Here is a 19,258-nt window from a genome sequence, read left to right as displayed (position 1 = left end):
TGGGTGAAGCGACAGTGCAACCCAACATCCAACCATAGATGATTCGTAGGTTGGGTTGCGCTTTTCCTATGCCGAACCTACAGGGGATTGGAGGGTGTTGGATTGGGAGGTGTTGGGATTGGGGAGGTGTTGGGATTGCAGGGGGTTGGATTGGGGGGGTGTTGGGTTGCGCTTTTCCTATGCCGAACCTACGGTTAAACGCCGATGGCACAAAATGCCCCCCAGTGCATAGGATGTTTATAGGGTCGGTAATCGGCATCTTCAAAGCCTAAGTTTAATTTCTCTCGCAGTTTCGCTTTCGGATGAGGGGAGGCCGCTAAACCGGACTGATTCAGCCACGCGGTTAACTCTTGCTTCGTGACTCGTCTCATCCACTCTTGCGCCTGTTTCAAGGCTAAGGCAACGGAGGGCTGGGTCTGCATTTCTTCGTAAAGTTTGACCATCAAAATCGCTGTCGAAAGATCATTCACCGCCCACAGGCTACAAATCACATTGGCCGCCCCCGCATAGAGAAACCCCACCGCCAAACTGATATATTCTTCCAATTCTGGGGAAAAGTCTGTTAACCCGGTTTCACAAGCGGAGAGAATCACTAGGCGACAGGCGGGTAAATCCAGTTCAAACAATTCTCCCAGGGTGTAACATTTGCTCAAGTCAATCTGGGTGCCTTTGCGCCAAGGGAGAAAACGAGTCTCGGCGGGTTCAGAGGGGGTGGTTTCCTCGCAGAGGGTTCGCCCTTCTGAGTCACTGACGGAGACTTTCGCCCCGGCTAAGACGAGGGGAGAGAGGAGGGGACTGTTGAAATTGAAGGCTCCATGTCCGGCAAAATGCACATAATCCGCCTCTTGGAAGGCTTGGCGGTGGGGGTCTTCCTTCAGGCTGGTTTTGCTGGCTTGCTGGCGGGCGAGATAGCGGGCGTTTTGGGAGAAGTTGGCTAAAATGGCTTCAACCTCTAAGTCGGCATAGTCTAGGTCTTCCGTGGGATTTTGGATGGCAAAGAAGCGCTGGCGGTTGGTGGTTTTGCGCTGGCGTTGGGAGACTTCCAGGAATTGACAACTGGGGCTATAGGTGACTCCCAGGGGGAATCTATCGGCGAGATATTCGGGTTCATCGTCATCCCCCAGGGGTAAGGCGTGGAGGGGGAATAAATGCAACTCCCGATAGGGGACGACAATTAGGCGGCGGTAGGTGGGGGGAATTTGGGGGAGGAGTTGGGGTAATTCCAGGATATCCCGCAGACGGTGCAGGAAGTGGTTGAGATGGGTTTCCCAGTCGTCTAAGGAGTGGGAATAGGTTTGGAGATAGGTTTCGCGCAACTCCTGTAATTGCTTCAGGTGTTCTGGGGGGGAAAGATGCACGGAAATTTCCCCGGTTTCGCCCCTGACGATAAAGGTATAAATTCCTTGGGGGCTGAGATACCATTCCATCAACAGGGTATCTTTATCCAATAACTCCTGAATTTTCGAGAATTGGATGTGTGGGACTCGTTGGGTGAGGCTGAAGTTGGGGTCGTAGGTGTTGATGGTTTCCAGGAGTTGGCTTAAGTCCTTTTGCGCCTGTTCGTACTCTTGACGCAGGCTGTTCATGACTTCCGGGGTGAAGCTGGCGGCACTGCTGCCCCGTTGTCCCAGTCCGCCGATGTCCTGATTATCGGGGTTGGTGGGGGTTTCGAGGGTTTCGATAAGTCGCTGTTTGGCGGTGACTTCCCGACGGAGGCGGTCGAGTTGTTTCAGGAGTTCTGGGGGAATGTCGCCTTTGGGGTAAAGGTCGCGGTTGCTGAGGAGTTCAATCAGGTTGCGGGATTTGCTGCGTTCGACGCTGGCTAAGGCTTTCCCGATATCGCCGCCATTGATGCAGGCTTGCACGAGTTGGGGATAGAGGTCTAGGGCGGCTTCCCGGCGTTGTTGTTTCTCGCTGTAGGAGTCGGTGAAAGTGCAACGGGTTTCGACGGCTTCAATGGCCGCCTCATAGCCATAGATGGCGGTGGCCCAGTCTTGAATCTCAAAGGCAGCATCGCCTAAATTGCGACCGAGTTTCAAGGCTTCTAGGGGGAATCGGTCGGGGGGACAAATGGTTAACCCTTCTTTCCAGGCGGCAAGGGCTTCGGGAATTCGGTTTAAGTGTTGATGGACAAAGGCGAGAACATTGTAAACATCAGCCATCCCGGAGCGATCGCCCAATTCGGTTCTCAAAGCCAAAGATTGCTGATACAGACGCTCCGCCTCCTCCCAGTTGCCCCGGTCGCGCTCAATACAACCTAACTGTCCCCAACATAAAGCGATGTTAGCCTTATCCCCGATGTCTTCATACAAGGCGAGAGACTGTTGCAAAGATTCCCAGGCTTGGGAATATTGACTCTGTTGATACTGTTGAAATCCTTGCCGCAACAGAGCATCTGCTGTCAGTTTAGTTTCTAGCCGAGGCAACTCATAGTTAACCGCTTCGATTGTATCGGCAAAATTCCGCAACCAGCCTGCATTCCCCCGCCCCTGTTGCGCCATCATCTCTGCAACGGCACGCATCACCTGCACTAATCCCTCATCCACCAGTTCCCGGTGGTTGCTCAATTTCGCCACCAGTTCCTCCCCACTGCGACAGGTGAGCAGTTCTTGAATCAGGGAGAGATAGGCTTGCAGTTGTTGTTCATCCATGGCCACGCACCGGATAGGGATACCACCCCAATTTTACCCCATGGGGCTAGAATCGACGACAGACAATATCCCGTCGGGGGACTCGTCAATTGGTCTGAAATCGGTAATACTAGATCCAGTCAGAATCAAACATTATGTCAGATCATTATTTATATTGGGAAGAGTTTTAAATCCAGCTTGAGTAAAATGACGATCAAATGTCAACGCAGTATCAATCTTTCTGTCCTGCATTGCTATAAATGAGATGCAATCGACTAAACCCCATTTTTGATCTCGTCGGTTTTTATAGAGATAAAATCCCCGCTCAAACAGTTCTGGCGTTAAACGCACGACTTCTACATTGTCCGACTCAAAAAAGTTTTCGATAATTTAGATTGCTGCCAATTTATAGCGGCGAGATAAAGCATTGGAAACCTCAAGAATTACTGCATCCGTGATGACCCAAAAATGGTTCTCATATTCACTGGCAATAGATATAACCTGTTGATGATCCTGATCTCGGATGTTGACCAAGGCAATGATAAATGATGTATCCACAAAGATTTTAATCCCCATCAATCTTTTTCTCTCCGTTAAGATAGAGATCGATATTGGCGGCAAAATCAACGGGACCCTCAATTTTGACCTGCTTTAACTTGGAAAATAAACTGTTGTTGGTTTTGGGACGCGAAAAATTCTTGACAATTTCATAGAGTTGTGCTAACTCATCCTCGTCTAGTTTGCTAATTTCCTCATCAATTAATTGCCTGATATTCATGGTTATTTTCCGAGGTAATAATAGAGAGTTTACACCAAAACTGAGATATTCCCACCCCCACACCAGACCATGCACGGGATAGGGGTACCACCCCAATTTTACCTCAGAGCAAAAGGCGATCATTGCAATCATCCTAGCAAAAACCCGGTTTCTGAACTCATCGCTGAAACCGGGTTTCTTGCACCAACTCCTTTCCCGCTATCACCTCCCTGAAACCCGGTTTCTTTCCCCCCACTAACTCAGAAACCGGGTTGCGTTCATCTTTTCTTGGGTGTTCTAAACCCTAGAAAAAACCCGGTTTCTAATACCAAAGCTATTCCTTTTTTTCTGATGATGATTCACATCCTGATACTCATGCTGAAAATCTTAGACCGGGGTTAACTTTATTAGAGTTTGGGGTCAATTTAACACAGAAGGAATGAGTCGCTCAATGTTCTAAAATCCAATCAACGGCTTGATTTAAGTCTTTGGCAATGTAATCCGGTTTGGCGTGGTGTTGATAGCTGCCCTCTAATACTTCTTGGCCATAGCCTGTTTGGACTAAAATCCCCTTAGCTCCACAATTGCGGGCTAGATCTACATCGGTGGCTTTATCCCCTACCATAAAACTATGCTTAATGTCAAGATCATGTTCCCACGCCGCCGCGACTAACATTCCGGTGTTGGGCTTGCGCCAGGTACTCCAACGGGTGAAGTCTGGGGTTTTCCCTCCGGCTGGCGGACTGAGGTAGGGGCAATAATATAAAGCGTCGAGTTGGGCTCCGGCTTCTTGGGCGAGGAGGTCAATGAGACGCTGGTGCAGGGCTTCGACGTGGGAGAGGGGGTAGTATCCCCGGGCGGGGCCGGCTTGATTGGATACCATACAACAAAAGAACCCCCGGTCATTGAGACGGCGCACCGATTGGGCGATGCCGGGGATAAGCACTAAGTCCTCGACGTGATGGATATAGCCTTTTTCGACGTTGAGAACGCCGTCACGATCTAGAAATACTGCGGTTTTAGCCACGCCAAATTTGTTCAAGTACGGTGACAGGAGGAATATCACCAATCGCCTTAGAGGGGGATTGGATGGGAATACAGGTTTCGCTGTTGGGGGGAACTAGCTTTTTGGCATCGGTGGGGCCAAAAAGGGCGATGGTATAGGTGCCAACGGCGATCGCCAAGTGCATGGGAGCGCTGTCTGTACAGAGCATTAAGTTCGCCCCGGCAATCAAGGCGGCCAGTTTACCAATATCGGGGGGAGAGACAACTTTTAAGCTGGGTGCTTTTTCGAGCAGTTCACTCACTAGGGCGCTATCTTCCGGGCCTTTGACGACCACAATGGGAACATCGGGCTGTTTGGCTTGGAGATCGGCAATAATGGCTGACCAATGTTGGGGCGGATAGATTTTATCAATCCCCTTCGTGACGGCCAGTTGGCTAGAGCCTCCGTGAAGGAGAATGTAGCCTGTCTCCCGGATTCCCATGCGGTCTTGAGTGGCTTCAGCCCAGTCAATATCCGACTTGGGAACGGCAATCGTGGGAGTTGGGCAAGGGGTTTGAATCCCTAGACCTAACACCAAATCATGGTACATTTCGGCGGCATACTGTTCGGTTTTGAGGGGAACTGTATCCGTGAGTAAACAGGACTTTTGCGACTCATAGCCTACTCGGGTAGTAATGCCGTTTAACCATAGGAGTAGACCAACGGCCCAACGCTGTCCAAGGGTGAGGGCTATATCATATTCGCGATCGCGGATCATCCCCAATAAATTGAGATAATCGGCCAAGCCGTTGCGATCTTTGTAGTCAAAGACTAAGACTTCACTCACAGACGGACAGACTCGGTAAGCCCCTTTAGACCGGGGTTCTACCAATACATCGATCTGGGCTTGGGGGTAGGTTTGCTTCAGTGTCGCTAGGGTTGGGAAAAAGAGAATCTGATCGCCAATTCCGCCAGGGACAAGGGCTAGTATGCGCATCTCAACTCTGGGTAATTAGGGTGTTTTTAGGGGTTTTTTCTGGAAGTACGGAATTATTAATCACGAGGATTGCTAATTCCTGCCCCTATTCTACTTTAAACGAGGACAGGTTCTTGTTCTGGGCTAGAAATGCGATCGCCCTTGACCCCCTTGGGTGTATCTGCTAAAGCTTCTAAGGCCGCTTGTAAATCGGCCGTCAGTTCACGAGAGGCCTGTTTCGGGCTGTAGTTTTGATAATCGAGAGTATTCAACGGTTGACCAATTTTTACCTTCACCTGACAGCCCCATTGAGCCGATAAGTCAGAATAGGCAATATCTATCGGGATCACTTGCACCCCTTGGGTTTGTTCGGTCATTTTAGATTGAGCTTGTAAGGCAATGGTCGCCACCCCTCGTTTAATGGGTTGTACATGGCGTTGACGGTAAATATTGCCTTCTGGGAAAATCACCAGCATTTCTTGTTCACAGAGCAACTCTACACTGTGCTGGATGGTTTCAATGCGCAACTGGAGGGGATTGACGGGAAAGCCCCCTAAACGACCCACTACCCAGCCTTGGAGTCCTTTCATCTCGTTAATGGACACCATAAAGCGCATATTCCGCCCGGTGACAGGGCGACCTGTGGCATAGGCCACCATGATGGCATCCCAGCGAGAACGATGGGTGGGGGCTAATAAAACCGGACCAGTGCGGGGTAGGTTTTCTTGTCCGGTGACGGTGATTTGGTCAAAGTGGGTGGGTAAAACGAGGGATTGACCGAGAGCATAGGCTAGACGAGATAACCAAGGGGAAACCCGAGAGTGGGGCTTTTCGGTTTTGCTGAATGGGTAGGGGAAGGGAACGGCGAAGGGAGTGAGAACGTGCATCATATCAACCTGCTTGGGGGTTTTGTTCACTACACTTTCAGCATAAAAAGCCTTGAAGGGTTTCACCTCCCACAGGAGGCCAGTTCTTACAGTGGCACGGAGTCGGGAGTCGGGAGTCGGGAGTCGGGAGTCGGGAATCGGGAGTCGGGAGTCGGGAGTCGGGAGTCGGGAGTCGGGAGTCGGGAGTCGGGAGTCGGGAGTCGGGAATCGGGAGTCGGGAGTCGGGAGTCGGTGTAGGGGCGCAATGCTTGCGCCCTAGGGAATCGGGAATAGGTAATAGGTCTTAATTCCCCCCCTCTCCCCCTCTCCCCCTCTCCCCCTCTCCCCTCCCCCGTTCCCTCCGTTCCTGAAACCAATCCTGTAACAGTTGGCGACAGTCTTGGGCTAGAATGCCTCCTAGAACTTGTAACCGATGATTAGAGGCCAGACTGTCGGGTAAGTTAAGCACCGTGCGCACTGTGCCAGTTTTCGGATCGTCTACTCCATAGACTAATAACCCCAGTCGGGCGAGAATAATTGCCCCAGTACACATGATGCAGGGTTCTAGGGTGACATAGAGGGTACAGTCGGATAAACGCCAATCCTGCAAGGTGGCGCTGGCTTGGCGGAGGGCTAAAATTTCTGCGTGGGCGGTGGGATCTTGATTCCGTTCTTTGCGATTCCCCGCTTGGGCTAGACAGTCTCCTTGAGTGTTGACAATCACGGCTCCGACGGGAATCTCCCCGGCAGATCCCGCTTCCTGCGCTAAGATCAGAGCGCGACGCATCCAATACAGATGGCGTTCATAAGTGGTTGGGGTGAGCATCTCCCGAATGGCGCTTTTCTTCATGAAGGGTTTATGGGTAAACAGTGGCAACAGCATTTTATGGCTTGGGGGGGGGTGATTGCCCTGCTCACGTCTCCGGTACTGATTCCCTATCCTGTCGGGGCGGCGGGATTGGGGGAAATTCGCCAACGGGGGCGGCTGGTGGTGGGGGTGAATGAAAATGTCCGCCCTTTGGCGTTTCGTGATGAAAATGGGGAATTACAGGGCTTAGAGATTGATCTGGCTCGTCAGTTAGCCCAAGAATTATTAGGGAGTCGGGAGGCGGTGGTGTTTAAGGCGGTGAATAATCGCGATCGCCTACCCCTGTTATTAGCAGGAGAGGTGGATCTCACCATTGCCCGACTCACGGCGACTCCCTCCCGTTCCCGCTTGGTTAATTTTAGCCGTCATTACTATCTCGATGGTACAACTTTTATCACCCGCAACCCCCGGATTCAACGCTTGGGAGACTTAGTGGGGGCAAAAATCGCCGTATTAGAACAGTCGAGTACCATCGCCGTGGTGCGTCATGTTCTCCATCCGGTGGAATTAGTGGGGGTGTCGTCTTATGTGGAAGCCTTGCAGCTGCTGGAGTTGGGGGAAGTGGATGCCTTTGGGGGCGATCGCACTATCCTTACGGGTTGGGTACAAGAACATCCCCAGTACCATATTCTAGGGGTGCGTCTCTCCGGTGAACCCTTAGCCGTAGCCCTTCCCAAAGGTCTACAACACAGTGATCTCTATATTGCCGTAAACAATGCCCTCACGCGCTGGCATCGTTCCGGTTGGCTACAAGAACGTTTAGATTATTGGGGATTAGGCAATAATTAATCTAGTGTTCCACTCTCAATATTCATCTTGCTTTGACATCTTCCTCACCTTAAAACGGTGGGGATTCCCAAACCTCACGATTTAGATTTCTGCTTTATGACTACTACAACTTCAACCTCTAACCTCCCAGTTTATGACGGCAAGTTTGGTCCGTTTACCATTAATAGCGAAGATCGGCGAGACGTGAAACTCTATCGCGCTGGTTTAGCCCTTGCCGGACTCAGCTTTTTTCTCGCCACCACCTTATTATTATTCCTAGGGGCAACCCCGGATCTCTTGCCCTTCCTCAGTGTCTTCTATACCCTCTTTTCCCTGGGTTTAGGCCTGAGTCTGCTTAAAATTCACATCTACCTCGCCCCCCTTCACCGTCTCCTCAAACTCTTCTGGATTATCGGCACCGTTGCTTCTCTCATTTTCGCCTACGCCGATTCTGCCCCCTTTGCCTTAACTCTCTACTACACCCCGGCCAGTGTGTTGGGCGTTGGTTTTACCTTTGCCGCCCTCACAGGGATTTATTTCAAAGAAGCCTTTTGTTTTAATCGTTTAGAAACCAAAATCCTCACCCCCCTTGTTCCCCTCTTACTATTAGGGCATCTAGTGGGGGTGTTACCCTTGGGCATGGAACGCACCTTACTGGGGAGTTGGGCGGCTTTATTTGTGATTTTTGTCCTGCGTAAACTGGTGCAACCCATCCCCCCAGATATTGGCGATAAGTCAGTATTTGAGCATTTACAACAGGGCCTCTAAAGCCGTGGCAGCCTCATTTAACTGAGACATTTCTCCATGAGTTTGTTCAATCCCTTTCGCCGTATCTTGAGAACTGCGATTTAACAAACTCATGGCTTCAAAAACCTGCTGAACGGCTCGGACTTGCTGTTGAATATTTAAAGCAATTTGTTGATTGCTTTCCACCACATGACTCACCGCTTTTTGAACCCCAACAAACACTTTCGCCGTTTCTTCCACCCGTTCAATGCCACTTTCCGCCGTATTGGTTCCCTCTTCCGTTGCCGTCACGGTGGAATGAATTGCCCCCTGAATATCTCCCACTAAACGATGAATTTGTTCTGCTGACTGTTTGCTACTATCAGCTAACTTGCGGATTTCTGTGGCCACTACTGAAAAGCCTTTGCCATATTCTCCTGCCCTCACGGCCTCCACTGAAGCATTTAAGGCCAACATATTGGTTTGATAAGATAAATTGCTGACCAGTTGGGCAATAGTACCAATTTGTTGATTTTGTTCACTCAGGCGCTTAATTTGCTGTGCGATCGCCTGCACTTTACCCTGTAAATGCTGCATATTAGCCAGAGTAGCGATTACAGCCTGATTTCCCTGTTCCGTTAACGCTAAAGCTTCTTGGGCGGCATGAGTCGCCGCTTTCGCTTGGGCGGCCGAGGTTTGAGCAGAGTTGGTTAACTCGTCCATGGTTGTTGTTGTCTCATTCACCGAGGCCGCCTGAGTGCTGGCTGTAGAGGCTTGTTGCTCCAGTGTCGTGGCAATTTCCCCTGTAGAGGCGAGAATTTGTCGCGCCGCCCGGTAAATCGTGCGCGTTAATTGGGTGGCAATCCACCATAAAGCGATACCAGCCCCTCCACCAATGATAATAGCTAAGAACACAAATCCTGTGAATAAGGTGCCTAAAGCTTGTTGAACCACCTGTTGCTCTTCTAGCACCATCCGTTGATACATCTCATGGAGGCGATTATTAATACGTTGAAACTCTTGGTTAATCTCTTCCCCAGTATGTTCAATAAAGGTTTGATTCGCCAACTCAATATTTCCCTGCTGCCGGAAGGCAATCATTTCATTTCGCTTTTGCTCCTGTTGGGTGATTAAACTCATCACCTTTTCATATTGTTGCCTTAAGTCCACCAATTCATCAAAATCACGACCGGAAAAATATTGTTGCGCAAAATCAACGCTATATTGACTTTCGTTGAGTAAATCAACCGTTTCTTGAAAAAAGTTACGACCTTGAATTTTTCTATCCAAAAAAGACGATTCGGGTTCTAAAAGATAGCCCCTTGTTCCATTAGACATTCTTAAGTGAGCCAGTTCGAGGTGATGAACTTTATCAATAACATCTGCAATGAAACTGACGCGGTTAAAGTTCAACATAATGGTTTGAGTGCTGGAAGCTACCCATAATGTGGTTAACAAAAATGCAACAATGGGTAAAAAATAGCCAAGTAAAATTCTTTGGCGGAGTCGCAGTTTTCCAAACATAATCTCAGTGATTTTTAAGAGTTGTAAAGTAGAAGACTCAGTTAAGAACGAATTATCCGAAACGCATTGCTCCCTTCCCCTCCCAGTTTATTTGAGTTGTAATGTGTTGGGGAATTCAATCCATACGGTAGGGGGATTTATCAATTCCCTCTACCCTAAACTATTTAGGATTGCTGTAGACTGCCCATTGAGATTGACTGCCTTCTGTTTCTATCTGGTGTAGCTTACTTTTTGTCGCTTAGGAAATCTCTTAACTTGGTCAAATTTAGTGTTAATCACCCTACAGTATTTCCCTATTATCTCACAAAAACCTTGATCAGGAACGCCCCAAAAGGTGAGATTTTAGTCCTTGGGAATTGAACGAGTTTAAGGTTCTCAACTTACCCAACCCGGAGATCAAACCTTAAGTTAAGCTAAGATGGGAAAAACTCCGCCCAGCAAAACCATGAAAAAGACCTTAGCTGCAACAACTGTCTTGCTCTTGATGCCCTTGAGTTTATCGGTACGTGCAGAAAACCTCCAGCATCTCAATCAACTCCTTTCCCAGCTTGAATGTCCCCAATGTGACTTAACTCGGGCGGGTTTAGTGATGGCTGATTTAAGTGGGGCGAATTTAGCGGGGGCAGATTTACGCTTTGCTAATCTGAGTCGGGCGAATTTAGCGGGGGCGGATTTACGCTTTGCTAACTTGGGGGGGGCTTCCCTCAATGGGGCCAACTTGACGGGGGCGGATTTAACCGGGGCTAATGTGGCGGGGGCGGATTTGCGCAATGCCTATTTTATGCAGGCTAATCTGGAAGCCACGAATCTCAATCAAGCGGTGGTAGATGGGGCGATTGGTATACCGGGGCAGTTTTTCTCGGCGGATCATTTTTATGCCCGAGGGGTGTTAGAAAGTAATCGACGGAATTTTATCCGGGCGATTGAGTATTATAATCAGGCGCTGGAACGAAATCCCCGCTATGGGGAGGTGTATTTAGCCCGGAGTGTTGCCCGCCTCCGCTTGTTGGATGAAGTGGGGGCGATGCAGGATGCCAAAATTGCTCTAGGGTTATTTGAAGAACAAGAGAATGAGCAAGGGAAGCAGGCGGCCGAGCATTTTTTAGCCCAGATGGAGGCGATGAATAATCCGGGGAGGGGGGGGAGTGGTGTGGGGATTGATTTATTGAATATGTTGGGGGGGTTGAGTTCTGTGTTGTTGCGGGCGTTGTCGTTATTTTAGGGTGGGGCTTGCTCCTGGAGCCGTGATCGCTTGGCGGACGGAAACGGGGTATAGTGCAGAGTGGTACTCTATTCGGTTTAGCGCAAGTTTCATGACCTCTCAGGATAAGGATCTTTCGGCTCAAGCTTCGGAAACGGCTCAATCTCCTGCTGAAACCCCCCAGAATTGGCGCAGGTGGGTCTGGGAAAATGTGCAAGTGGTGGCGATCGCACTTGTGCTAGTCTTTGTCATTCGGACTTATATCGCAGAACCCCGGTTTATCCCCTCAGATTCTATGGTACCGACTTTGGCAACAGGCGATCGCGTCGTGGTGGAAAAAGTCTCCTATCGTTTCCATCCCCCCCAACCGGGCGATATTATTGTATTTAGCCCCCCGCCCCAACTCCAAGCCCAAGGCTACCAAGCGGATCAGGCGTTTATTAAGCGAGTCATCGGCATTCCGGGTCAAGATATTGAAATCCACGATAACCGGGTGTATGTGAATCATATCCCCCTCACAGAACCCTATATTGCCGCTTCCCCTCAGTATCAACTCGCCCCCTTCCAAGTCCCAGCCAATGCCCTCTTTGTGATGGGGGATAACCGCAATAACAGCAATGATTCCCATATTTGGGGCTTCTTACCCCAAAATCAAGTCATTGGTCGCGCTATTTTCCGCTTTTGGCCCTTCTCTCGTCTCGGTGGGATTTAGTGAGCCAAGTCGAAGGGGAATCGGGAATCGGGTGTCGGGAGTCAGGAGTCGGGAGTCGGGAAAAATAATCAACCTCTCCCCTGCTCCCCTGTTCCCTTAAACAACTTAGCCCATCCTAGAACCGACAGATGGGGCCAGAACGCTCCCCTAGCCATTCTCCTCCGGCCGCCAGACAATCATTTTCGAGATCCGCCCAATCTAACGCACGAGCTCCGGGGATACATTGCAACATTTGCCGATAGTCTAAACGACCTTCTCCTGTATCTTCCCCTTCAAAATAGGAACTAATAGTACCCCCTCGGTCTTGACAAGTTTGGGTATAAAGTTGAACAGAACGACTGGCGGCTTGAGGGGGTAAACTAGGTAAACCTGAGCCGGAAGAGGGGATGGGGGCAGGAGCAGGAGGGGGGGTAGAACGACGAGGACTCACGCCAGAACGACATTCACGGCGCAGGGCTTCTAATTCTCCGTTGAGATAGTCTAGGGTGCTATTTTGAGGGAATCGGGCTTTCACTTCTCTAACTTCTGAGGCGGTATCCATTAAGATATTAACCACCTGTTTGGGGTCTAGATTGCCCCCAGATTGCCTTAAAAGGGGTTCTAAACGACGCGTGACCACTTCCATGACTCGGGTAACTTCCGGGTCTGGTGCGCCTTGATTCAGGCTAGTATCTGCACCGACCCAACTCATGATTTGATTGAGGATGCTGGTCACTTGTCCGAGGTTTACGCGATCGCCCAACGCACCAGGTAAGAAACGCTCGGCTAGGGTTAAAAACTGTTGCAAGTTGCCTAATCCTTGGCGTTGTTCCTGTTGTCGTGCTTGGTTGAGCATTTGCATAAGTAAGGCTTCTTGGGCGGCCGCTTCGGGGGTGTAGTCCTGACAAGCTGTGCTTTGAGCCATCACCGGGGCTATGTCTTGAGCTTGGACTCCTAAAGCGGGCAGAATGACCAAAAAACCCGAGAGAATGAGACGAGAGAGTAAAGGTTGAGTCTTCATGCTGCGAAAGAGTTGGGGAACGAAAGAGTACAGTAGGCGATCGCACCAAGACCTTCAGACGCAAGGTCTTCATTCCCTGTTCCCTCCCCTTGAGATCCCCCATCCGGAACAGTAAACCATGAATAGTCCTCTTTAGGGTCTGCTGAATATCTCTCTAAGCAGTGTTACTAGGACTTTTAGCCGTTTATACCAAATTAAATAGACTTGAGGGCAAAAACCTGAATTTCCCCTGTTCCCCGTTCCCTGTTTCCCAGTTATTCAGCAAGCCCTCTTTACAGTTTGATAGGGCAGAATCAACAAAAAAAAGAAGGGGCAAGTTAAACCCCTGCCCTCTAATTCGCACACCATTTAAAGTTTGTTTTTGTTTTAGTAAGCCAGACCCATGCTGCGGGTGGTTTCTGCCCCTAAGTAAACACGAATGCTTAGGAAGTCGGTGGGACAAGCGGTTTCGCAACGCTTGCACCCTACGCAGTCTTCCGTCCGAGGGGAAGAAGCAATCTGTCCAGCCTTACAACCGTCCCAGGGTACCATTTCTAATACATCCAAAGGACAAGCCCGCACACATTGAGTGCAACCAATACAAGTATCGTAAATTTTGACGCTATGAGACATCGAGTAACTCCTAGTGTGAGTGTTCTCCTAAAATCGGGTTAGTGATTTAACGGTTAGTTTACCTTAGCTCTGAATCCTCATAGTGGAAAGGTGGGTCAACCCTTAAGAATCTGTAACACTCTGTTACCTAAAAACCCGGTCTAAATCACCGTTTGGTTGGTGGATTGCGTTTAGCCGTGGGATTAGGACGACGGGGAGTTCCTTTGGAAGCCCCTCCGGTGCTACCAGAAGAAGGACGGGCGGGTCGTTGGGAAGACGGACGTTTAGCCCCGGCTGGGGGATTTTGAGGTTTTCCCTGACTTCTGCCTCGGGTCGGTGGTGGGGGAGGTGCAGGTGCTAACTCGTCCTCAGCCCCCCCTGCCCGACGATTGGGATTGGTGCGGAAACTCACATTCACCCCTTCCCCAGACTGTTCTAAAACTAACAGGGGCGTGGGTTTCGCTTTTTGATCCCAATCCATCCGTGCTACCCTTCCTTGAATGGTCGGTTGCCAATTATCATGATCCTCATTAGGACTCAGGAACTTTTCAATACAATCAATAATTTGGCTAATGGTTGTTGAGGTGGACTGAGTGGGTAATTTAGTTAATTTAATCTGAATCCTAAAGAGTACCCCTTGTACTCGTTTCCCGTGGGCTTCGGTTTCATAGGTGACATCAAAGGTTTCGTCCACTTGTCGCCCTGTTGCCGCAATCCCGACTTGATGATTCGCGGTATTGGGACGCAGTGCCACAGAAATCAAGTCTTTGACCCGAATTTTAACCTGATTCACAATGGCATAGTGGAACACTTCCTCATCCATCCGCAAGCGCAAATAATCTAAGTTAAATTCCCGCGAGTGAACTAAGTCGGGGTTAGTTTCCATTTTTTGGATGGTTTTAAGGGCTAATTTCAGCCGTTTTTGGAGGTCTTTGGTGCGATATTCCTCAAACTTAATGGCCTTGTTCAGTTTATCAATTTGTAACTTGCCGTAGACCACTAGACCAATCACAGCAATCAGTAATAAACCACTGGTGGCCATAAAGGCGGTGGTCATCAAATCAAATGATTCCTCCCCATTAGCGGCTGGTTCTGGGGGTGCTTGAGCAATTATGGGTTGAACGGAGGGATATTGAAAAAACATAGTATTTTCACCAATGAAACGGACAAGGGGATGGCAAACAAGACCCACAATCGATGATCTGCGGTTGGTTAAAACCATCATTGACCTGGGCTAGAACCTTACCTGCTGTCACCCAGGGTTAGACCATTCCCCGCAATAACCCAAATTGTAGGCGGCACAAATCTGAGAGGAATCGTTCTGGATTAGGAAAAACTCAGTTTTCTGCTGTACTCCGACCATTCAACCGAATTGCCTTGTTTTGACTAGAACAGCCCTCTTTGCACCCTGTGAGATGCCTTGGCTCAATGGGGTCTTTGCTTTCATTGTAGCAATTCTCTGTCTCAAGTCATGGCAGGGGAGCAGGGGAGCAGGGGAGAGGGGGAGTTGATAATTATTAACTATTCCCGACTCCCGACTCCCGATTCCCGACTCCCGATTCCCGACTCCCGACTCCCGATTCCCGACTCCCGATTCCCTATTACCCTGTTCCCTTAACTGGTCTAAGATTTACCCCCAACGGGCGCGATGGCCTCGGGCATCAATATGACAAAGGTTGGGATAGTGACCATAACGCCCTAATCCGCCGGGCCACCAAGGATCTAAAGACCAATATAGTTGATTGCCGGATAGTCCCTCACAGACAAAATCAATGGCATCCCCGACGATGTGACGGCTTTGGCTGGCTCCTCCGACGGCGCGGTTAATATGGGGGGGACGGTACCAACTGGTAATGATGAGGGGGCGACCAAGGCGATCGCGGGCTTGTTGGGCGAGGGTGGCAATCCTTACAATGGCGTCCACGGTGGCCTGATTGGGGGGCATCCGGGTTCCTCCTCGGGTGGCTTCAGTCCAGGTAAAGTTGCCGTTGGGGATAATGGAGGCGGAAAGTTGAATATTGCTGGTTGTCCACCGGGCGGGACGACTCGGCACCACAATCGTTACAGGTTTGGGTGGGGGGGCGGCTTCTTTGCGCTGTTGTTGAATCCGTTGCAGGTCTTGAGTGAGGGACTCAATGGCTTGGTTGTAGGTGCTTAAACCCCGCCACAGTTGCACCATTCGGATCAGGGCTTCCCTTTGTTGGGTTTGTTCTTGGTAGGCGCTGGGAACTCGTCGCACAAAGTTGAGCAGTTCGTGATCCAGTTGCATGGCTACTTGTCGCAGGGTTTGGGGATCGTTGCCTGTGGAGGCCAGGAGGGTGGGGTTAATGCCTAGGGTGGCGACGGCGGTCTGTCGGGAGTCGAGATTGCGCCAGAGTCGGAAGCCTTCGGTGAGGGCGTTACGCTGTTGGCCTTGACCTTGATAAAACTCGGGGATGCGCTCGACAAAGGCAATGAGGGCGGGATCAAGGTGTTTTAGTCCGGTGTCGGGGGAGGTGTCCTTTTCGAGGGAGGCGATGGCTTCTTCTCGCGATCGCAACTGCCGCCAATATTGGGTTAAACGCAGCAGGGCTTCCCGTTGGTGGGGATAGCCTTCATAATGGGGGGATACACGCTGCATAAATTGTTTCAGCAACAAGTCCAACTCGGCGGGAGGGACAGAGGCCAGGGTGGCGCTGGGGTTATTGACGAGGGATTGCACGGTGGCATCTACGGAGTCCAGTTTCCGCCAAATGCGCACCGCTTCGAGTAGAGCATCCCGTTGATGGGGTAAACCGATAAAAAACTGACTTAAACGCTCCACTAAGCTGAGGAGTTCCCGATCCAGTTCTACCAGATTATGAGCCGCTTGGGTGCCTTCATAATCCCGTTCGGTATCGCTTTTGTAGGCTTGGAGTAATTCGGCGCGATCGCATTTTTCTAAGCGACCTTGGACAGGTTTCCCCGGAGATCCCCCGAAGCCATCGGCCAGCAACTCGACGAAACTATTACTATAACGCCCCAGTTCTGCATTCCATAAATCGGTGCCTTTCCATCCCTGATCGGTCAGATGATCGGTAAAACTGCGCACTAAATTCCCCGCATATTGAACCTGTTCAGGAAAGGTATCCAGATGAGACTCCATGACCGATCCGGCGGCGACGACTCCTAATCCGGTTTCTCCATCCTTCAAGGAGGGTTTCCGATGCGCATAGTGCAGAGCAGCTAAAATCGGTTTATGCACCCCCGTTCGTTCTGCTTCTAACAGGTAGTAATAGTTTCGTTGGTCTGGTGTTAATTGTGACATAACGCCTACAGGACTTGCTGATTTCGATGAAATTCACCCATCTTCCTGATTTTAGGGTGAATTGTCAGTAACTCAGCAAAATTTAACAACATTGCCAGGACTCCCGCCACTCCCTCAGTAACACGAGGAGGATGTCACTCCTGAATCACAGTGGGAGCAACCCCTCGGCGTTGTTGGCGGCGTTCTTGCAAGGATACCACTTCCGCCTCGTTGCTTTCCCGGGCTACTCGCACCAATAACCCCGCTAAGACTAAACTGGTAATCACAGAACTCCCCCCATAACTAAACATGGGTAGAGGTAAACCTGTTGTGGGTAAAACCCCTGTAGCTACGCCAATATTAATCAAAGACTGACCGACTAAAAAGATCATGACTCCCATTGCCACTAATTGCTGGACAGGTTGACGGCATTTCATTGAGACAATCAGCGCCAAGGTGCCATAAATCGCCAATAATCCCAATAACGTCGCACTGCCGACAAAGCCAAATTCTTCGGCATAAACGGAGAAAATAAAGTCGGTGTACTGAATGGGTAAATAAAATAACTTTTGTTGGGATAAGCCAAATCCGGCCCCCCAAGTTCCCCCAGAGCCAACAGCTAGTAAACTTTGAATAAGTTGGTAGCCATCCCCCATCGGGTCTTGCCAAGGGTCAAGGAAGGACATGACCCGGCGTTTTTGGTAGGATTGGGTGGAAATGCTAATGGTTCCTAGAATAATCCCTGTGAGGGCGGTTCCCCCCAGTTGCAAGAGGGGCAAGCCGGCCGCTAGGGCAATCAGCCATAGACTCATCCCACACAGGGCGGCGGTGCTAAGGTTGGGTTGGAGGAGAATAGCACCGATGAGAACAGCAAAAATGGACAACCACCCCAAACGAGTCGCCCAGGGGAGTTTTGCCCAGTTGCCGAAAACTTTGGCACTTTCGAGGACGAGGAAGGGTTTAATGAGTTCTGACGGTTGTAGGGGGATGGAGGCAACGACGACCCAGCGACTGGCTCCATTAACGGTCATGCCGACTCCTGGAATGAGGGTGACAAAAATTAAACCGAGGAAGAGGAAGAACAGCCAGTGGGAATATTTGAGGATGTCTCGCAACGGCGATCGCACCAAGCCATTAAAGCCAATCAAACCAATCACCACCCAAAGGATTTGGCGTTTAAAATAATACAGTCCATCCCCCATCTCTGCATCGGCGACAGGGTAGGAAGCCGAGAATAAAATCACTAGCCCAATGAATAACCAGACAAAGGTCAACCAGCGCAACAAACGGGCTTCAATCGCCCAGTCGATTACTTCGGGGTCAAAAAAGGGAAATAAATAGCGCAGTGTAGCTAACAAGGGCATGGCTCACAACTTCTCTCGTCAGGATCATAGCATCAAACCTTCACGCAAAAAGAGAGGCCAGAAAAGACCTCCCCCAAAAAGCTCAAGTCAAGCCCTCTAACCTAGGATAATCCGGCATTCGTTCCGGGTTTCCCTGTGGCTAGTTGTACCTTAACGATTTTGCCCCCCATTTTCATGATGCGCTGTTGTTCGCGGAACCAGTTATCGTAGGGAACCAGCTTGGTGAAATAAGTATTTTGTAATTCACGCTGCGTGCGAATACGAGTTTGACTCGGTACGCAAGCCGTGACTTTAAACATTCTCATGGTTAGATTTATCCTCTTGTTTCAATCGACGACCCTAAAGGAAAAGGATTCAACATTTCCCTACCTATGGCAAAGTTCGGGAGTTAACGAACCAATACTAGACGGTCAAAACTTATCTTGAGCCAGATAGACAAGCCTTTAACTTACTAGCACTCGCTCGCCGACTACCCGAACTGCTTTCTTGATTCGGAGTCTGGTGCTGATCAGTCCAAGACCTTAGCTTAAACCAGAGGAAATGTAGTCGAAGTACACGCCCATTTCTTTACCAGCGTCGGGACCGACTAAGCTAGCGGTGACTTCTTTCATCGCTTGGATGGCTTGAACGGTAGCACCGATGGGAACGCCCAAGGAATTGTAGGTTTCTTTCAAACCGTTGAGAACGCGCTCATCTAAGATAGAAGGATCGCCAGCTAACATCGCGTAGGTGGCATAGCGCAGGTAGTAGTCTAAGTCGCGGATACAAGCAGCATAGCGACGAGTGGTGTACATATTCCCACCGGGGCGGGTGATGTCAGAGTACAGCAGGGATTTTGCTACGGCTTCTTTCACGATACCAGCAGAGTTGGCACTGATTACGCTAGCAGCACGAACACGGAGTTGTCCGGTGGCGAAGTAGCCTTTCAGCTTCTCCATAGCAGCAGCGTCAAGGTACTTTCCTTGAACGTCAGCAGAGTTGATAACGGCGGTAATTGCGTCTTGCATTGTTTATTTCCTTATCTC

20 protein-coding genes are annotated in these 19,258 nt (G+C 50.0%); 5 read left to right on the top strand and 15 right to left on the bottom strand.

The window, feature by feature from the left end:
* Positions 1–194 precede the first annotated feature (194 nt).
* From SPI9445_RS0114050 to SPI9445_RS25610, 6 genes are all read right to left on the bottom strand, one after another.
* Positions 195–2,651, bottom strand: a complete 2,457-nt coding sequence (locus SPI9445_RS0114050; protein WP_017305397.1) for a CHAT domain-containing protein — start codon at positions 2,649–2,651, stop codon at positions 195–197.
* 369 nt (positions 2,652–3,020) lie between these two features.
* Complete coding sequence (locus tag SPI9445_RS31125) at positions 3,021–3,206, bottom strand: PIN domain-containing protein (RefSeq protein ID WP_017305396.1); 186 nt, start codon at positions 3,204–3,206, stop codon at positions 3,021–3,023.
* On the bottom strand, positions 3,196–3,408 hold the full coding sequence (locus SPI9445_RS30610) for a hypothetical protein (protein WP_026079791.1): 213 nt from the start codon (positions 3,406–3,408) through the stop codon (positions 3,196–3,198). The genes SPI9445_RS31125 and SPI9445_RS30610 overlap by 11 nt, the downstream gene beginning before the upstream one ends.
* A gap of 427 nt (positions 3,409–3,835) precedes the next feature.
* Positions 3,836–4,414 carry a D-glycero-alpha-D-manno-heptose-1,7-bisphosphate 7-phosphatase gene (locus SPI9445_RS0114035; RefSeq protein ID WP_017305394.1) on the bottom strand — a complete coding sequence of 193 codons (579 nt, stop codon included), beginning with the start codon at positions 4,412–4,414 and terminating at the stop codon, positions 3,836–3,838.
* Entirely contained in the window at positions 4,407–5,369 is a 963-nt protein-coding gene (locus SPI9445_RS0114030) for a glycosyltransferase family 9 protein (protein WP_017305393.1), read from the bottom strand. Before SPI9445_RS0114030 ends, SPI9445_RS0114035 begins: the two co-directional genes overlap by 8 nt.
* Positions 5,370–5,464: 95 nt before the next feature.
* The gene (locus SPI9445_RS25610; protein WP_202803697.1) at positions 5,465–6,238 is read right to left on the bottom strand and encodes a lysophospholipid acyltransferase family protein; all 774 of its coding nucleotides are present in this window, start codon (positions 6,236–6,238) and stop codon (positions 5,465–5,467) included.
* Here SPI9445_RS25610 and SPI9445_RS30605 point away from each other — a divergent pair.
* Positions 6,230–6,472, top strand: coding sequence for a hypothetical protein (locus SPI9445_RS30605; RefSeq protein WP_017305391.1), 243 nt, complete (start codon positions 6,230–6,232; stop codon positions 6,470–6,472). The two genes, SPI9445_RS25610 and SPI9445_RS30605, sit on opposite strands and share 9 nt — an antisense overlap.
* 46 nt (positions 6,473–6,518) lie before the next feature.
* Here the strand turns inward: SPI9445_RS30605 and tadA are convergent, their stop codons facing one another.
* The gene (gene tadA, locus SPI9445_RS25600) at positions 6,519–7,040 is read right to left on the bottom strand and encodes a tRNA adenosine(34) deaminase TadA (protein WP_017305390.1); all 522 of its coding nucleotides are present in this window, start codon (positions 7,038–7,040) and stop codon (positions 6,519–6,521) included.
* A 33-nt stretch (positions 7,041–7,073) separates the two neighbouring features.
* On the opposite strand from tadA, the gene SPI9445_RS0114010 reads away from it, so the two are divergent.
* Positions 7,074–7,871, top strand: a complete 798-nt coding sequence (locus SPI9445_RS0114010) for a transporter substrate-binding domain-containing protein (RefSeq protein WP_017305389.1) — start codon at positions 7,074–7,076, stop codon at positions 7,869–7,871.
* A 96-nt stretch (positions 7,872–7,967) separates the two neighbouring features.
* Complete coding sequence (locus SPI9445_RS0114005; RefSeq protein ID WP_017305388.1) at positions 7,968–8,618, top strand: DUF2301 domain-containing membrane protein; 651 nt, start codon at positions 7,968–7,970, stop codon at positions 8,616–8,618.
* Here SPI9445_RS0114005 and SPI9445_RS0114000 read toward each other — a convergent pair.
* Positions 8,601–10,100: a methyl-accepting chemotaxis protein gene (locus SPI9445_RS0114000; RefSeq protein WP_017305387.1), complete on the bottom strand. Its 1,500-nt coding sequence runs from the start codon at positions 10,098–10,100 to the stop codon at positions 8,601–8,603. The two genes, SPI9445_RS0114005 and SPI9445_RS0114000, sit on opposite strands and share 18 nt — an antisense overlap.
* Positions 10,101–10,545: 445 nt before the next feature.
* Here SPI9445_RS0114000 and SPI9445_RS0113995 point away from each other — a divergent pair, with 445 nt between their 5' ends.
* Positions 10,546–11,322, top strand: a complete 777-nt coding sequence (locus tag SPI9445_RS0113995) for a pentapeptide repeat-containing protein (protein ID WP_026079790.1) — start codon at positions 10,546–10,548, stop codon at positions 11,320–11,322.
* Position 11,323: 1 nt separating this feature from the next.
* Positions 11,324–12,013 (top strand): signal peptidase I, encoded by a 690-nt coding sequence (gene lepB / locus SPI9445_RS0113990; RefSeq protein ID WP_017305385.1) that lies wholly within the window; start codon positions 11,324–11,326, stop codon positions 12,011–12,013.
* A gap of 115 nt (positions 12,014–12,128) precedes the next feature.
* Here the strand turns inward: lepB and SPI9445_RS0113985 are convergent, their stop codons facing one another.
* The 7 genes from SPI9445_RS0113985 to apcB all read right to left on the bottom strand — a co-directional run bounded on the left by SPI9445_RS0113985 (position 12,129) and on the right by apcB (position 19,240).
* Complete coding sequence (locus tag SPI9445_RS0113985; protein ID WP_017305384.1) at positions 12,129–13,013, bottom strand: hypothetical protein; 885 nt, start codon at positions 13,011–13,013, stop codon at positions 12,129–12,131.
* Positions 13,014–13,379: 366 nt separating this feature from the next.
* On the bottom strand, positions 13,380–13,625 hold the full coding sequence (gene psaC / locus SPI9445_RS28595; protein ID WP_012307203.1) for a photosystem I iron-sulfur center protein PsaC: 246 nt from the start codon (positions 13,623–13,625) through the stop codon (positions 13,380–13,382).
* 145 nt (positions 13,626–13,770) lie between these two features.
* Positions 13,771–14,748: a hypothetical protein gene (locus SPI9445_RS25595; RefSeq protein ID WP_017305383.1), complete on the bottom strand. Its 978-nt coding sequence runs from the start codon at positions 14,746–14,748 to the stop codon at positions 13,771–13,773.
* 486 nt (positions 14,749–15,234) lie between these two features.
* Positions 15,235–16,890, bottom strand: coding sequence for a D-Ala-D-Ala carboxypeptidase family metallohydrolase (locus SPI9445_RS0113970; RefSeq protein WP_017305381.1), 1,656 nt, complete (start codon positions 16,888–16,890; stop codon positions 15,235–15,237).
* A gap of 134 nt (positions 16,891–17,024) precedes the next feature.
* A complete protein-coding gene (locus tag SPI9445_RS0113965) occupies positions 17,025–18,233 on the bottom strand; it encodes an FtsW/RodA/SpoVE family cell cycle protein (protein ID WP_017305380.1) in 1,209 nt (402 codons plus the stop codon).
* A gap of 101 nt (positions 18,234–18,334) precedes the next feature.
* The gene (locus tag SPI9445_RS0113960; RefSeq protein ID WP_026079788.1) at positions 18,335–18,538 is read right to left on the bottom strand and encodes a phycobilisome linker polypeptide; all 204 of its coding nucleotides are present in this window, start codon (positions 18,536–18,538) and stop codon (positions 18,335–18,337) included.
* A gap of 216 nt (positions 18,539–18,754) precedes the next feature.
* Positions 18,755–19,240, bottom strand: a complete 486-nt coding sequence (apcB, locus tag SPI9445_RS0113955; RefSeq protein ID WP_017305378.1) for an allophycocyanin subunit beta — start codon at positions 19,238–19,240, stop codon at positions 18,755–18,757.
* Between the last annotated feature and the right edge of the window lie 18 nt (positions 19,241–19,258).

It is taken from the genome of Spirulina subsalsa PCC 9445, from assembly GCF_000314005.1.
Classification (GTDB): Bacteria; Cyanobacteriota; Cyanobacteriia; order Cyanobacteriales; family Spirulinaceae; genus Spirulina_A; species Spirulina_A subsalsa.
The sequence above is the reverse complement of the archived record's forward strand: the minus strand, read 5'-3'. Positions and strand labels throughout refer to the sequence as shown.